The sequence below is a fragment of the Lutibacter sp. A80 genome (assembly GCF_022429645.1).
Lineage (GTDB): Bacteria > Bacteroidota > Bacteroidia > Flavobacteriales > Flavobacteriaceae > Lutibacter.
Genome location: NZ_CP092480.1, coordinates 2,373,499 through 2,388,367 on the forward strand (window position 1 = coordinate 2,373,499; position 14,869 = coordinate 2,388,367).

A 14,869-nucleotide genomic window follows, 5' to 3' on the forward strand; every position below is an offset into this window, starting at 1 on the left:
CTAATTTTAATTAAAGATAACTACAAAAATACATAAAATTATTGCATTATAAGTTGCACCGTACCTTTTGTAGCTTGTTTTAAAAGCACCTTTCCTTTTTCTTCTACCAAATCTATAGCTTTTTGGTTGGCATGTCTAATTGTAAAAAGCGCAACATTGCTTACAAAAGTAATATTGTATTTAAGAGTTATTTCTGATAAAAATGCTTCAAAATTATTGAATTTATCTTCTAAACAAACCGAAAAACTTAGTGCAGAGTTTTGAATAAGGTTTACTTTGAGCTGATAATTGTGTAAAATTTTAAAAATATCACTTAAATTATGTTCAACCATAAAAGAAAAATCCAATGCAGAAATAGAAACTAAAATTTGTTTATTTTTTAGAATAAAGCAAGGAACATCTGGAACTATAAGCTGCCCACCACCTACTATTGACCCTTTTTGTTTTAGATTATAAAACGAACGCACATACAAAGGAATTTTTTTATTTTCTAAAGGTTTTATTGTTTTTGGATGAATAACAGATGCACCATAAAAAGCCATTTCTATTGCTTCACCATAAGAAATTTGTTCTAACAAAACGGTTTCTTTAAAATATCTAGGATCTGCATTTAAAACTCCATCAACATCTTTCCATATAGTTACACTTTCTGCTCCCAAGCAATGTGCAAAAATTGCTGCAGTATAATCAGAGCCCTCTCTTCCTAAAGTTGTAGTTTTCCCTTTTGAATCTGCCCCTAAAAACCCTTGAGTAATATTTAAATTTTGAGTATTTAATGCTTGTATATTCGTTTTAGTTTGTTCCCAATTTACAGCGGCATTTCTATAAGTAGCATCCGTTTTTATAAAATCTCTAACATCAATCCACCTTGTTGTAATACCAATAGTGTTTAAATAACTACTTATAATTTTTGTTGAAAGCAGTTCGCCATAACCCACAATTTGATCGTAGATATAATTATAATCGGTAGACTTGTTAATGGCTAAAAACCCACTTAATTGTCCAAATAATAATTCAACCTCAAATAAAATAGGGTGCTTTTTATTTTCAAATAAGTTTTTAATTATAGTTATATGAAAATCTCTAACACTGTTTATGTTTGTTGCCAAATCTTCAGAATTATTATGGTATGCATCTATTATTTTCTCAAACGCATTGGTCATTTTACCCATTGCAGAAACTACAATAAGTGTATTTTCAAAACCTTCATATTCTAAAACTCTAACAACATTTTTTATACTCTCGGCATCTTTAACAGAAGCTCCGCCAAATTTAAATACCTTCACTTTAAACCTTTAAATATTTTTTCATTGAAGCCCTGTCTATTTGAACAGAATCCCAATCTCTTAAAACTTTTGCACCAGTACTTTCGTAAAATTTAACAGCAGGTTCGTTCCAATCTAGCACATTCCACTCAATACGTTTAACGCCTCTATTGTAACCATATTCTATTACTTTTTTATACAAAGCACTTCCTATTTTTTGACCTCTTTTTTGCTCTGTAACAAGTAAATCTTCTAAATGAATTGTAGGACCTTTCCAAGTAGAATAACGCGGATAAAACAATGCAATTCCAACAATTTCTTCTGAAATTTCAGCTACAAAAATTTTAAATAAAGGGGTGTCTCCAAAACCATCTTTTTCTAAATCGCTAACCGTTACTTCAACAGCATCTGCTTCATTTTCAAAATTTGCTAACTCTTGTATTAACTTTAAAATTGAAGGAGCATCTTCAATTTTCCCTTCTCTAATTATAAAACTCATTCTTATTTTTAATTTATTAAGTTACGGCTAAAATAAAAATCTTTATACAAACTATCTTAGAATCTTCACCCTTTTTAAAATTAAATTTTTCGATATTTGTACTACTAAACTTCAAAAAACAACTATGGAAACCAATAACTTAACACTTGGTGAATTTATTATTGAAAATCAAAAACATTATAAATCTACTTCAGGAGAATTTTCTAGACTTCTAAGTTCAATGAAATTAGCCGCTAAAATTGTAAATTATAAAGTAAATAAGGCAGGCTTGGTTGATATTATGGGCAATGCTGGAGAAACAAACATTCAAGGTGAAGATCAACAAAAATTAGATGTTTATGCCAATAAAGTTTTTATGGAAACTTTAATAAACCGGGAAATTGTTTGTGGTATAGCAAGTGAAGAAGAAGACAATTTTGTTACCATTAGAGGAAAACAAGGAACAAACGAAAATAAGTATGTGGTTTTAATTGATCCTTTAGACGGCTCATCAAATATAGATGTAAATGTTTCTGTTGGTACTATTTTTTCTATTTACAAGCGTATAACTCCAATTGGAACTCCTGTTGAAATGGAAGACTTTTTACAGCCAGGAAACCTACAAGTAGCTGCAGGATATGTAGTTTATGGAACTTCAACAATGCTAGTTTATACATCTGGACATGGTGTAAATGGATTTACGTTAAATCCTGCAATTGGTTCATTTTATTTATCTCATCCAAACTTTAAATTCCCAGAAGAAGGCAAAATTTACTCTATAAACGAAGGAAATTATGTGCATTTTCCACAAGGTGTAAAAGACTATTTAAAATACTGTCAAGAAGAAAAAGACAACAGACCTTATACTTCTCGGTATATTGGCTCTTTAGTATCCGATTTTCATAGAAATATGATTAAAGGCGGAATTTATATGTACCCAACTAGTGCCATTGGTCCAAAAGGAAAATTACGTTTATTATACGAATGCAACCCTATGGCTTTTTTAGCAGAACAAGCAAATGGAAAAGCAACTGATGGTTATAAAAGAATTATGGATATTAAACCAACAGAATTACACCAGCGCGTTCCTTTTTTCTGCGGAAGTAAAAAAATGGTAGAAAAAGCTGAAGAATTTATGGCGAAATACCCAAACGATGCTAATTATTAAAAAAAATAAAAATTAATAATTTCATCAAATATAACAAATGCTAATACCACTATAAGAACATTTGATTTTTAAGATTTTTTAAAGTGAAAATGGTTCGTTACCTTTGAAAAAAGGCAGAAAAAGAAATAATTTTAAGTTTAACTAAAAAAAATATACAACTATGTCATTTGAATTACCAAAATTACCATACGCATATGATGCGTTAGAACCACATATTGATGCAAAAACTATGGAAATTCACCATACAAAGCACCATGCAGGTTATACTAACAATTTAAATAACGCTATTGCAGGAACTGAACTTGATGGACAATCTATTGAAACTATTTTAAACGGATTAGATATGGATAATACTGCTGTTAGAAATAACGGTGGAGGTTTTTACAATCACAGTTTATTTTGGGATGTAATGAATCCTGAAGGAAAAGGGTATTTATCTGGAGAATTAAAAGATGCAATTATTGCAGAATTTGGTTCTGTAGATGCTTTTAAAGATGCTTTTGCTAAAGCTGCTGCAACACGTTTTGGTTCTGGATGGGCTTGGTTATGTGTTCATAAAGGAGGAAAAGTTGAAGTTTGCTCAACACCAAACCAGGACAATCCATTAATGCCAGGTGTTAGTTGCGAAGGTTTCCCTATTTTAGCTTTAGACGTATGGGAACACGCTTACTATTTAAATTACCAAAACAGAAGACCAGATTATATCAATGCGTTTTTTAACGTAATAAACTGGAACCATGTAGAAAAATTATATGCTGAAAATAAATAATATTTTTAGTAGTATACTATAAAAAAAACTCGCCAAATTGGCGAGTTTTTTTGTTTATTGAGGCGACGAGCGGATTCGAACCGCTGTAGGAGCTTTTGCAGAGCCCAGCCTAGCCACTCGGCCACGACGCCTTAATTGGATTGCAAATTTAACTAATTTTAATAAGTTAGCAACATTTTTTAACAAATATTCTATAACTCCCTTATTCTTAATTTAAAAATTACTTTAAAACAAAGTACTACATATTTAAAATCAACAATTTAAAAAATAATTTACATTTTAATTCAATGTAAAGTACTTGTTTATATAGACATTAATTTAATAAGCTTTTAAAACACAACTAAAAATTGAACCAAAAGTTATTTTCTACGCTTACTCATTTCTATGGTAACCATTGCAACATTACCTCCAATAGGTGGGTTTAATTTAGAAACTTCAACTTTAGCAGATTTTACAATAACAATTTCAGCTAAAATACGATCTAAAATACGTTTAGCAACTTGTTCTAATAGCTTAGATCTAATTGCCATTTCTTCTCTTACAATCTTATTTAAATGTACATAATCTACTGTATCAGCAAGATTATCGGATATTGCTGATTTAGATAAATTTGCTTTTACAGTTAAATCCACTCTATAATCTGAACCTATTTTCCCTTCTTCAACCAAACAGCCGTGATAGGCGTACACACGAATGTTTTTTACTTTTATAACTCCCATTTTTATTTAATTATGAATTACAAAATTAGGCATTAAATTTTTTGTAATTACCCAAATTAGTATAAAAACCCAAAATTTGCGTTAGGGATTGAACGACCTGTTTGAGCTCTTTTTTGTTGTAAAAAAACAACAAAAAAAGCGAGTAGTGAAAGCCCAACCTGAAAGGGAACGCCCAAAATATACTTTTTAAACTTAGGTACTATTAATTATTTATAGTTATTGCCAAAAAAAATCGATAATTTTGTAACTTATTATTTTAGAATTATGAGTGAAGAAAAAAAGTCGCTGAATTTTATTGAACAAATTATTGAGGAAGATTTAGCAAACGGATTATCAAAAGATAAATTACGATTTAGATTTCCGCCAGAACCAAATGGATATTTACATATTGGTCATGCAGCTTCTATTTGTTTAAATTTTGGATTAGGTTTGCGCTATAATGCACCTGTTAATTTACGTTTTGATGATACAAACCCTGCAAAAGAAGAACAAGAATATGTAGATTCTATAAAACAAGATATTGAATGGCTTGGTTTTAAATGGGATAAAGAACTGTATTCATCTGACTATTTTCAGCAATTATTTGATTGGACAATTACACTTATTAAAGAAGGAAAAGCTTATGTAGATAATCAATCTTCTGAACAAATGGCAAATCAAAAAGGAACGCCTACAGAACATGGAACTAATAGTCCAAATAGAGATAGAAGTATTGAAGAAAATTTAGACCTTTTTCTTAAAATGAAAAATGGAGAATTTGAAGAAGGTTCTCATGTGTTACGTGCAAAAATTGATATGAAACATACCAATATGCACATGCGTGATCCAATTATGTATCGTATTTTAAAAAAACACCACCATAGAACTGGTGACAATTGGTGTATTTACCCAATGTACGATTGGACACACGGAGAAAGTGATTATTTAGAACAAATTTCTCATTCTATTTGTACGCTAGAGTTTAAAAGCCATAGAGATTTATACGATTGGTATGTTGACCAAGTTTTCGATGCTTCAAAATTAGCTTTACGACCAAAACAGCGAGAATTTGCACGTAGAAATTTAAGTTATACTGTAATGAGTAAACGTAAATTACTACAATTAGTTGAAGAAAAAATTGTATCTGGTTGGGATGATCCTCGTATGCCTACAATTTCAGGTTTAAGAAGACGTGGTTATACACCAAATGCTATTCGAAAATTTAGCGATACTGCAGGGATTTCTAAAAGAGACAATGTTACAGATGTAGCTTTATTAGAACACTGTATTAAAGACGATTTAAATAAAACAGCACCACGTGTTATGGCTGTTTTAGATCCTGTTAAAGTGGTTATTACTAATTACCCTGAAGATAAAGAGGAGTTTTTAGATGCTAATTATAACGATTATGCTGATGGTTTTGGTAGCAGAGCAGTACCTTTTAGTCGTGAAATTTATATTGAAAAAGAAGATTTTAGAGAACAAGCCAACAAAAAGTTTTTCCGTTTAAAATTAGGGAAAGAAGTGCGTTTAAAAAATGCATATATAATTAAAGCTGAAAGCTGTGTTAAAGATGCCAATGGTGAAGTAACCGAAATTCATTGTACTTATGATGAAGATTCTTTAAGTGGAAGCGGAACAGAAGCTAGTAAACGAAAAGTAAAAGGCACATTGCATTGGGTTTCTATAAAACACGCTGTTAAAGCTGAAGTAAGAGTGTACGATCGCCTGTTTACAGATGAAGCTCCGGATGGACATAAAGACAAAGATTTTAAAGAATTTATAAATCCAGATTCTTTAAATATTATTGAGGCTTTTGTAGAACCTAGTTTAAAGGATTCTAAAATATTAGATAGATTTCAGTTTCAACGTTTAGGTTACTTTTGTGTTGATACAGATGCTACTGAAAATAATTTAGTATTTAACAGAACCGTTCCTTTACGTGATAGTTGGGCTAAAATGGGGGAATAATAATTGAAATAAATAACTTTAGAAAAAGGCTGTAAAAATTTATTTTATACAGCCTTTTTCTATTTAGCTCATTTTATAAAAAGTTATAGTACCTTTAAGCTTAGAAATATTTAGAATACTCATTCTGACTATAACTACTAAAAATCAAAAAAATGGCTACACATAATGAATTAGGAAAAAAGGGAGAAGCGCTTGCTGCTGAATATCTTTTAAAAAACGGCTATCAAATTCTAGAAAAAAATTGGTTTTATAAAAAAGCAGAAGTAGATATTATAGCACTAAAAGGTGAAACTTTAGCTGTTGTAGAAGTTAAAACACGTTCGAGCAATTATTTTGGAAATCCTCAAGACTTTGTAAACCCAAAAAAAATTAGACTATTGGTAGAGGCTATTAACCAATACATTACCACAAAAGATTTAGATGTAGAAGTCCGATTTGATATTATTGCAATTTTAAAAAATCAACACAGTTTTAAAATTGAACATATTGAGGATGCCTTTTTACACTTTTAAATTCTAATTGGCTTATTATTTGTATCAACTGCAGCAAACACAAAAAAACCTTCAATTGCTTTTTGTTTAATTCCTGTATCTAATTGCTCGGAAAACAGCTCTACTTGAATTGTAATTTTTACCAATCCTACTTTAACAACCTTTCCTATTAACTGAACTATTTCACCAGCTTTTACAGGCTTTAAAAATTTAATTTTATCTGTTGTAACAGTCACCATTTTCTTTCTTGTAAAACGCATTGCGGTAATATAAGAAACTTCATCCATCCATTGCATTGCAATTCCTCCAAACAAATTATTTTGATCGTTTAACATATTAGAAAAAACAACTTTATACTGGGTAGTTACTGAATTATTAATTTTTGTTTCCATTAAAATAAAAAATTTATCAAATATAACTAATAATGTTATAATTATGAACCTAGGTTCATTATATTTGTACTTTAAATTGATTTTTAGATTTAATATGGCAAGACCAGAAAAAAACAGAAGAGTTTCCAAACCTCCAAAAATGAAAGGGTTTAAACCTTTTGGAATTCCTAAATGTAAACTTGAAGTTATACAATTAACTATGGAAGAATATGAAAGTATTCGTTTGGTTAATTATGAAATGCTACAACAAAAAGAAGCAGCTGTATTAATGAATATCTCCAGACCAACGCTAACTAGAATTTATAATAAAGCTCTAAAAAATATTACCAAAGCATTTGTTGAAGGAAAAGCAATTGTTATTGATGGCGGCAACTATGAGTTTGAAAAAGAATGGCATAGGTGCAAAAAGTGTTTTAAACTTATTGAAGACAAAAAACACCATAGCAAATGCATAAAAAACAATGAAAATAACTCTAAAGAGTTAATTAAAATAAATAATTAATAGTCTTTTAAAATTAAATAACAATGAAAATAATTGCAATACCAGTTACTGAAAATAACCAAATAGAAGATCATTTTGGGAAATGTAAATTTTATGAAATCTATACTATTTCAGAAGAAAACAAAATAATTGCAACTCAAATATTGGCATCTGATCAAGGTTGCGGTTGTAAATCTAATATTGCCCAAGTTTTAGCTGAACACGGCGTAACTATTATGCTAGCCGGAGGAATAGGTCAGGGAGCAATTAACGTATTAAATAAATTTAATATTGAAGTAATACGCGGTTGTACTGGAAATACTAAAGAAATTGTAACTAACTTTTTAAAAGGAGAAATTTTAGATAATGGTATTACGTGTTCTCATACACATGAAGAAGACCACCAATGTAGCCATTAAATCAAAAATTTAGGCTGTTTAAAATAGTAATATTGTGTTATTTTAAACTTTCAAAATATTTTAAACAGCCTATATAATTTATTTTAATCTTTTTTAAAATAATTCTGAACATCACTTAAAGCATAAGGTTTAGAAATTATTTTTTTATTAGCATCTAAAATAAAATAACTTGGTGTAGATGTAATATCATATGCATTTCCAATAGGGTTTTCCCATTTATTTAAACCAAGAACATTTGTCCATTTTTCAAATTTTTCAGAATAATGATTAAAGCCTAATTCATCATTTTCTAGAGCAATAGCAATAACTTTTACATCTTCATCATCTTTCAGTAAATCGTACAATTGAGGAACTTCATTTAAACAATGGGAACAAGTTGTGCTCCAAAAAATTAACATATAAGTTGAAGCTTCATTTTCATTATATAAACTTTTTTGTATGCCCTTTTCATCCCAAGTAAAATCAGGTGCTGGTCTACCAACAGCCAATTTAACACTTTCTAATATTTGATCAATATCTGCTTGATTTTGATTTTCTACTGGAAGTTTATTATAGAGGTTTTCAACTATATAATCTATAAGTGTAATATTTTCTAACTGAGAAAAATTATACATTAATGTTATTAACATTTCACTTTTTAACGCCGTATTATCCCCTATTTTTTCTGAAATTTCATTTACTGCATTTATATACAATTTATTTTGAACATCAATTTCATCTGACCTATTTAAATAAAATACATAATCTACAATTTTCTCAGTATAAAAAATTGAATTTTGTAATACAATATCATTAAAATCAACTGCATCAAAATAATGTAATTTTTCACTATTTAAATATAATTGTGGAGAAGAAAATACTTCAGGAGCATAGTACCTTTCACTTGCTTTTATAAAATTATATGCTAATTTGTTTTTAGATTTATTTATAAAATCCGCTTGTGTTTCTTTATAATTCTTAAGCGTTTTATTATAATTTTCACTTGTAAGTTTAAGTGCAGATTCATCTTGTAATCTAAAATATACTAACTGTAAAGAATCTAATTGCTGCTTTAAATTATCTGTTTTAGATTTATAATTTTCGTAGAGTTTATTTTCTTCGGAAGTTATAAATTCAGTAGTTCCAAAAGGATAACTTGGATTAAATTTTAATTCAACACTTTCTTTGGAATATAAAAAATCTACATATCCTCCATTGTTCATATCGTACATTAATCGATAGACTCCTTTTGGCGAATTTTCAGGAAAATCTATTGTAAACTCCCCATTATCTATATCAACATTAGCAACATATAACTGTTTTGATCCTTTTAGTTGATATAAAATTACATATTCTAAATCGCTAATTACAGGACTCATAGTTCCTTTAATAAAAGTTTGACTTTGAGCTGCTGCACTGATAAACAACAGTATTAATACTATTTTTTTTAACATTTTATTTTTTGTTACAATTATTCAAAAATTAGACCAAATATAAGTGATTCTATTATTTTTAATAAAATCACTTATTATTAGTTAACAAATTAAACGTATTTTGGATTTCAAGCTGCTCTAAAATTATACACTTCTGTGTATTAATTTAAAACAATAACTAAATTAATTTGGTATTAATTCTTGTTCTTTAAAATATAAAACTATAGCTTCTTTCATAAGCACAGTTTGTTCGCCAGATTTTAACGGAGGTAATTCTTCTAAAGTTTTATAATGTGGCCAACCATCATCATCAAAAAAGTCAAATTCGTAATAACCAAAGGGTTCTAATAACCTACAAATTGCAATATGCATTAAATTAACTTTGTCATCTTTTTTAAATTCTATAGCACCTTTTCCTAATTCTTGCACACCTATTAAATAAATAATTGCATCTAAGTTTAACTGCTCACCATCTCCAAACCTGCTCGCTAAGATTTCGAGAATTCGCTCGTAATCTTCCTTTAATTTTTCATCTCTTGCCATTTGATATTTTTTGTTAGGTTACAAATATACAAATCGATTCATGTATATTTACAAAAACATTAATATGAATACTTTTGACATTATTATTGCCGCACTCTTATTATTAGGTTTTATTAGAGGTTTGTTTAAAGGATTATTCGTTGAAATAGCTTCACTACTTGCCTTAATTGCCGGTGTTTATGGCGCAATTCACTTTTCTTATTTTGTTGGAGATTTTTTATCTGACAGATTATCTTGGGAAGAAAGATATATTACTATAATTTCTTTTGCTATTACTTTTGCTATTATTGTGTTAGCTATTGGCTTATTGGGTAAATTATTTACAAAAATTGCCGATTTTGCAGCTCTTGGAATGCTAAACAAACTACTTGGCGGTGTTTTTGGAATTCTAAAAATAGGGCTTATTTTAAGTATTGCGCTTTTGATTTTTACTAAGTTAAACAATACTATTCCATTTATTACTGAAGATCAAAAAGAGACTTCTATTTTATATGAACCTATAAAAAATTTAGCACCTACTTTATTTCCAAACTTTTTAACTGTTGTTAAGGAAGAAACGGATTTAAATATTTAAAGTATAAATCTGTTAGTTAAAATAAGTATTTACGTCAAAGAAATTAAACTTTTTAAATAATGAAACTTACTAACTACCTAAATTTATTAACCATACTATTTTTAACTTTAGTATTAAATGGGTGTACAACAAAAAACAATAATTCATTTATTATTTCTGGAAATATTTCAGATTTAGAAACAGATTATATAATACTATCAGAAGTAAAAGATATTCAAAGTAAAAAAGCTCTAATAATTGACACTTTAAAAGTTGACAAACGCGGAAAATTTGATGCTGTCTATTTTTTAGAACCAAACATATACAACCTAACATTTAATAGTAATAAAACACTTCAACTAGCCATAAACAAAGGGCAACACATTAAGATTAATGGAAGTTTAAACGATGATTTAATAGTTTCAGGTTCTAATGACACTCAATTATTAACCGATTATGAAACTTTTAGAAAAAACTCATTAAACCGATTAGTTACCTCTGTAAGAGATCGTATAAAAAATTTAAAGCAAGATGGAAACGAACAGTTAATTACTAGTTTAAGAACACTTGAAGTTGAAAACTATAAAATACACCTAAATGAATTGGCACAATTTATAAAAGACACTATGGGAACTTCAATAGCAATTTACCCTACTTCTATACGATGGAATAATGAGAATTTAGAAACTTTAGGTCAAGTTGTTTCAAACTTTAAAGATGCGCACCCAAATCTAGAAATTACAAATAAACTTGTTAAAAAAATTGAACTTCTTAAAAAAACAAGTATTGGTAGTAGTATATCAAATATTAAAATGCCCGATCAATTTAATAAACTTATCAATCTAGACACTATTAAAGGAAAATATACATTAATAGATTTTTGGGCTAGCTGGTGCCCTCCTTGTAGAGCAGAAAGCAAACTACTTAATAAACTCTATAACGATTATAATTCTAATGGATTTGAAATCTATGGTATATCATTAGATTCTAATAAAGAACGTTGGTTAAAAGCTCTTAAAACAGACAATAGAACGTGGACAAATGTTTCTACTGTTGAAGGTTTTAAAACAGCTGTAGCTATTGAATATGGAATTTCTTCACTTCCTACCAATTATATTATAGATAGAGAAGGGAAAATTATAGCAAGTAATTTGCACGGAGAAAAACTAGCTGCATTTATAAAAAAATTATATAATTAATTACCCTTTTTTAATAATTTAGACAATTGTATTTTCAAAGTAAAAATAAACTTCAAAAAGTAATAATTACATTTTAAGAATTATAAACTCAGACCGTCTATTTAGTTGGTGTAACATTTCTGAACAAGGAACTCCATTTTTACATTTATTTATTAATTGAGTTTCTCCAAAGCCTTTGGCACTAATTATTCTTTTTGCATCAATACCTTTTGAAATAATATAATCTCTGGTTGCTTTTGCTCTCTTGTCAGACAAAATTAAATTATATGCATCTTTTCCTCTAGAATCGGTATGCGATTCTATATTTATTATCATTTTTGGATACTGCTTTAATAAAAACACAACTTTATCAAATTCAAGTGCAGCATCTACTCGAATATCCCATTTATCAAGATCAAAGTAAATTGTACCTACTTTTATTTTTAACAAACCATTTTCTTCTACAATAAGTTTATTTAATTTATCTATCCCAACAGGTATAGTTATTTTTTGTGATTTTTCTGTTGTTAAAAATGGTTTTTCTTTAACGTTATACCCTCTTTTTTTAACCTTTATTAGGTAATTGGTATTACAACTAATTTCTTTTTCAAAAGAATAATTTCCATTAATATCAGTTTGAATTTCCTCCAACTTCTCCCCTTCATTTGAATATAGACTTACAGTTGCATCAGAAATTTTCTCACCGGTTAAATTATTGGAAATATATCCTTCTACAAATTGTTTACAATCACCTACCGGAATTCTCTCAAAAAAATAGATATCATCATCTCCTTTACCTGAATTTCTATTCGAACATACAAAACCGTTATTAGTTTCTTCATTAACAATATAGCCAAAATCATCTAAAACACTATTTAGCGGTGCGCCTAAATTAATAGCAGCTTCAAAAACAGTATTGTAATTACTTTCAAAAACATCTAAACCTCCCAAACCATTATGTCCATCAGAAGCAAAATACAACTTGTTTTTAGTTATAAAAGGAAACATTTCTTTTCCAGAGGTATTAATTTTAGTCCCCAAATTTCGAGGTTTAGAATATACGTCGTCTTTTAAAATATCAACAACAAAAATATCCGTTTCACCTATGGACCCTGGCATATCTGAAACAAAATATAATTTTGTTCCATCTGCACTTAATGCTGGATGGCCTACAGAATATTCTTCACTATTAAATGGCAATTCTTTAATATTTTGCCAATCTTTTTTTCCATCAACTCCTTCAACTAATGTAGCACTATAAAGCTTTAATCTATTTATTTTTACTCCATCTACACCACTTCCATTGTAATTATTACGTGTATAATATACTTTTTTGAAATCTGAAGAAAAAGACAATGTAGCTTCATGGTATTTAGAATTTAACACTTTTGAAAAATCTTTAACCATAGTTACATCTGTATTTTTATAGTCTATATCTCCCAAATACAGATTAAAAAAAAGTGGTTTCTTAATTTTATAATTACTAGTTTTATTATAAGTAGAATCAATTGCAGAAGCATATACCAATTTATCATTATAATACATAGGACCAAAATCTGAAAACACAGTATTTATTGATAAATTACTTAGTATAAATTGCTGTTCTTGGTCTAAAATAACTTCTGAATTTGCTTGTAAATTAGCAGTTTTATTTAATTGGTTTTTATTACTTTTCTCTTCAAATACTTTCATCCATTTTTTAGCTGCTCCGTATTTTCCAATACCTTGAAATGATTTTGAATATCTAAAAAAATATTCTGCATTTAACGCTTCTTTATACAAGGTAATTAATTTACCGTACCATTTATTGGCACTTTCCATATTGGTATTAAAATAGTATGCATCCCCTATCTTTTGAAAAACATCTTTTGAATTATCTCCATTATCGATTGCTGCTTTATATTCTTTAGCAGCTTCTAAATATTGCATTTTCTCAAAAAAACTATCAGCTATCTTATATTTTTCTTGTGCAAAGCCTAGGGTTGATAGACTTATAAAAATTACAATTATTATGTTTTTCATATTTCTTATTTTAATGGAATTTTAAAGTTATTTTTAATTTTTAATAGTATTAAAAGAATCTAGGCGATATTACTTTTCCAAATCTATTAAAGAAATTATACTTTAAAAATATTTCATGAGATCCTGAATTATAGTTTGCTAATTTTGTGGTTTCTAAATCATAACCGTAGCCAATAAAAAAGGAATCACTAACCTGAAATCCAACCAATGCACTTACAGCAATGTCCCATCTATAAGCAACACCTGCAGTAAATTTCTCATTAATTAAAAAATTCCCTGAAATATCAAACTGTAAAGGAGCCCCTTCAACTGTTTTTAATAAAAAAGAAGGTTTAAATTTTAAATCAGTACTCAAATCAAAAACATGACCTGCAATTAAATAATAATGAAGTCGTTCTTGAGCTATATAACTATTTGTTCCAACATCTGCATATTTATCAAAATGTTTCGTTTCTAACAAATAAGGTGCTGATAAACCAATATAAGTTTTATCTGAATATAGATACAAACCTACACCAACATTAGGCGAAAATTTATTATCTACATTGGTTTCAAAACTATAATCGTTTTGATCGTATTGATTTAACTTATTAAAATCAATATTTAGTAAATTTCCACTAGCTTTTAAACCAAATGCTAATTTATAAGTATCAGAAATTAATAATGTATATGAAAAATCTATAGCTACGGTACTTTCATCTGAAGGCCCTATTTTATCATTAATTATAGACAAACCTAAACCAACATTACTTCTATTTATTGGGGTGTGAATTGATGCGTTTGTTGTAACGGGCGCACCATCTATACCCACCCATTGTGAACGATTTAATAGAAAAAGACTTGCTCCAACATTAGATCCAGCATATGCAGGGTTAACACTTATAGTATTATACATATACTGTGTAAATTGTGCATCTTGCTGGGCATAACTATAACCAACTAAAAGGAGCAATCCAAATGCTAAAATTTTATTTTTCATCTATTCATTTTTAATATACCTCTAAAATTTACTTCCTATTGGTATATAAT

At 28.5% G+C, this 14,869-nt stretch carries 16 protein-coding genes and 1 tRNA gene; 8 read left to right on the forward strand and 9 right to left on the reverse strand.

Going from position 1 to position 14,869, the window contains the following annotated elements:
- Positions 1 to 38 precede the first annotated feature (38 nt).
- A complete protein-coding gene (locus MHL31_RS09845; RefSeq protein WP_240225784.1) occupies positions 39 to 1,286 on the reverse strand; it encodes an aspartate kinase in 1,248 nt (415 codons plus the stop codon).
- 1 nt (position 1,287) lies between these two features.
- Positions 1,288 to 1,764 carry a GNAT family N-acetyltransferase gene (locus tag MHL31_RS09850; protein WP_240225785.1) on the reverse strand — a complete coding sequence of 159 codons (477 nt, stop codon included), beginning with the start codon at positions 1,762 to 1,764 and terminating at the stop codon, positions 1,288 to 1,290.
- A 124-nt stretch (positions 1,765 to 1,888) separates the two neighbouring features.
- On the opposite strand from MHL31_RS09850, the gene fbp reads away from it, so the two are divergent.
- Complete coding sequence (gene fbp / locus MHL31_RS09855) at positions 1,889 to 2,911, forward strand: class 1 fructose-bisphosphatase (RefSeq protein WP_240225786.1); 1,023 nt, start codon at positions 1,889 to 1,891, stop codon at positions 2,909 to 2,911.
- Between the two features lie 160 nt (positions 2,912 to 3,071).
- Positions 3,072 to 3,680, forward strand: coding sequence for a superoxide dismutase (locus MHL31_RS09860; protein ID WP_240225787.1), 609 nt, complete (start codon positions 3,072 to 3,074; stop codon positions 3,678 to 3,680).
- Positions 3,681 to 3,740: 60 nt separating this feature from the next.
- On the opposite strand, the gene MHL31_RS09865 is transcribed toward MHL31_RS09860, so the two are convergent.
- Together MHL31_RS09865 and folB are read right to left on the reverse strand one after the other, a co-directional pair.
- Positions 3,741 to 3,811 (reverse strand) — tRNA-Cys (locus tag MHL31_RS09865).
- A gap of 228 nt (positions 3,812 to 4,039) precedes the next feature.
- Positions 4,040 to 4,399: a dihydroneopterin aldolase gene (gene folB, locus MHL31_RS09870; protein ID WP_240225788.1), complete on the reverse strand. Its 360-nt coding sequence runs from the start codon at positions 4,397 to 4,399 to the stop codon at positions 4,040 to 4,042.
- 264 nt (positions 4,400 to 4,663) lie between these two features.
- Between folB and MHL31_RS09875 the strand changes: the two genes are divergently transcribed.
- Together MHL31_RS09875 and MHL31_RS09880 are read left to right on the forward strand one after the other, a co-directional pair.
- On the forward strand, positions 4,664 to 6,349 hold the full coding sequence (locus tag MHL31_RS09875) for a glutamine--tRNA ligase/YqeY domain fusion protein (protein WP_240225789.1): 1,686 nt from the start codon (positions 4,664 to 4,666) through the stop codon (positions 6,347 to 6,349).
- A 152-nt stretch (positions 6,350 to 6,501) separates the two neighbouring features.
- Positions 6,502 to 6,861, forward strand: a complete 360-nt coding sequence (locus MHL31_RS09880) for a YraN family protein (protein WP_240225790.1) — start codon at positions 6,502 to 6,504, stop codon at positions 6,859 to 6,861.
- Here MHL31_RS09880 and MHL31_RS09885 read toward each other — a convergent pair.
- Positions 6,858 to 7,232: an acyl-CoA thioesterase gene (locus tag MHL31_RS09885; protein WP_240225791.1), complete on the reverse strand. Its 375-nt coding sequence runs from the start codon at positions 7,230 to 7,232 to the stop codon at positions 6,858 to 6,860. The two genes, MHL31_RS09880 and MHL31_RS09885, sit on opposite strands and share 4 nt — an antisense overlap.
- A gap of 94 nt (positions 7,233 to 7,326) precedes the next feature.
- Between MHL31_RS09885 and MHL31_RS09890 the strand changes: the two genes are divergently transcribed.
- On the forward strand, positions 7,327 to 7,734 hold the full coding sequence (locus MHL31_RS09890) for a DUF134 domain-containing protein (RefSeq protein WP_240225792.1): 408 nt from the start codon (positions 7,327 to 7,329) through the stop codon (positions 7,732 to 7,734).
- Positions 7,735 to 7,757: 23 nt separating this feature from the next.
- Positions 7,758 to 8,132 carry a NifB/NifX family molybdenum-iron cluster-binding protein gene (locus MHL31_RS09895; protein WP_240225793.1) on the forward strand — a complete coding sequence of 125 codons (375 nt, stop codon included), beginning with the start codon at positions 7,758 to 7,760 and terminating at the stop codon, positions 8,130 to 8,132.
- Between the two features lie 83 nt (positions 8,133 to 8,215).
- Here the strand turns inward: MHL31_RS09895 and MHL31_RS09900 are convergent, their stop codons facing one another.
- Positions 8,216 to 9,565 (reverse strand): thioredoxin-like domain-containing protein, encoded by a 1,350-nt coding sequence (locus MHL31_RS09900; protein ID WP_240225794.1) that lies wholly within the window; start codon positions 9,563 to 9,565, stop codon positions 8,216 to 8,218.
- A gap of 162 nt (positions 9,566 to 9,727) precedes the next feature.
- Positions 9,728 to 10,087, reverse strand: coding sequence for a hypothetical protein (locus MHL31_RS09905; RefSeq protein ID WP_240225795.1), 360 nt, complete (start codon positions 10,085 to 10,087; stop codon positions 9,728 to 9,730).
- A gap of 64 nt (positions 10,088 to 10,151) precedes the next feature.
- Here MHL31_RS09905 and MHL31_RS09910 point away from each other — a divergent pair, with 64 nt between their 5' ends.
- Complete coding sequence (locus MHL31_RS09910; RefSeq protein ID WP_240225796.1) at positions 10,152 to 10,661, forward strand: CvpA family protein; 510 nt, start codon at positions 10,152 to 10,154, stop codon at positions 10,659 to 10,661.
- A gap of 59 nt (positions 10,662 to 10,720) precedes the next feature.
- The gene (locus MHL31_RS09915) at positions 10,721 to 11,839 is read left to right on the forward strand and encodes a TlpA disulfide reductase family protein (protein WP_240225797.1); all 1,119 of its coding nucleotides are present in this window, start codon (positions 10,721 to 10,723) and stop codon (positions 11,837 to 11,839) included.
- 66 nt (positions 11,840 to 11,905) lie between these two features.
- Here MHL31_RS09915 and MHL31_RS09920 read toward each other — a convergent pair whose 3' ends face one another.
- On the reverse strand, positions 11,906 to 13,840 hold the full coding sequence (locus MHL31_RS09920; protein WP_240225798.1) for an OmpA family protein: 1,935 nt from the start codon (positions 13,838 to 13,840) through the stop codon (positions 11,906 to 11,908).
- A gap of 49 nt (positions 13,841 to 13,889) precedes the next feature.
- A complete protein-coding gene (locus MHL31_RS09925) occupies positions 13,890 to 14,819 on the reverse strand; it encodes a type IX secretion system membrane protein PorP/SprF (protein WP_240225799.1) in 930 nt (309 codons plus the stop codon).
- Positions 14,820 to 14,869: the final 50 nt, after the last annotated feature.

Coding starts and splice junctions, on each gene's coding strand:
- MHL31_RS09910 (WP_240225796.1), top strand. CDS start 10,152: ATGAATACTTTTGACATTATTATTGCCGCACTCTTATTATTAGGTTTT.
- MHL31_RS09925 (WP_240225799.1), bottom strand. CDS start 14,819: ATGAAAAATAAAATTTTAGCATTTGGATTGCTCCTTTTAGTTGGTTAT.
- MHL31_RS09895 (WP_240225793.1), top strand. CDS start 7,758: ATGAAAATAATTGCAATACCAGTTACTGAAAATAACCAAATAGAAGAT.
- MHL31_RS09905 (WP_240225795.1), bottom strand. CDS start 10,087: ATGGCAAGAGATGAAAAATTAAAGGAAGATTACGAGCGAATTCTCGAA.
- MHL31_RS09850 (WP_240225785.1), bottom strand. CDS start 1,764: ATGAGTTTTATAATTAGAGAAGGGAAAATTGAAGATGCTCCTTCAATT.
- MHL31_RS09880 (WP_240225790.1), top strand. CDS start 6,502: ATGGCTACACATAATGAATTAGGAAAAAAGGGAGAAGCGCTTGCTGCT.
- MHL31_RS09900 (WP_240225794.1), bottom strand. CDS start 9,565: ATGTTAAAAAAAATAGTATTAATACTGTTGTTTATCAGTGCAGCAGCT.
- MHL31_RS09920 (WP_240225798.1), bottom strand. CDS start 13,840: ATGAAAAACATAATAATTGTAATTTTTATAAGTCTATCAACCCTAGGC.
- MHL31_RS09915 (WP_240225797.1), top strand. CDS start 10,721: ATGAAACTTACTAACTACCTAAATTTATTAACCATACTATTTTTAACT.
- MHL31_RS09890 (WP_240225792.1), top strand. CDS start 7,327: ATGGCAAGACCAGAAAAAAACAGAAGAGTTTCCAAACCTCCAAAAATG.
- fbp (WP_240225786.1), top strand. CDS start 1,889: ATGGAAACCAATAACTTAACACTTGGTGAATTTATTATTGAAAATCAA.
- MHL31_RS09875 (WP_240225789.1), top strand. CDS start 4,664: ATGAGTGAAGAAAAAAAGTCGCTGAATTTTATTGAACAAATTATTGAG.
- MHL31_RS09860 (WP_240225787.1), top strand. CDS start 3,072: ATGTCATTTGAATTACCAAAATTACCATACGCATATGATGCGTTAGAA.
- MHL31_RS09885 (WP_240225791.1), bottom strand. CDS start 7,232: ATGGAAACAAAAATTAATAATTCAGTAACTACCCAGTATAAAGTTGTT.
- folB (WP_240225788.1), bottom strand. CDS start 4,399: ATGGGAGTTATAAAAGTAAAAAACATTCGTGTGTACGCCTATCACGGC.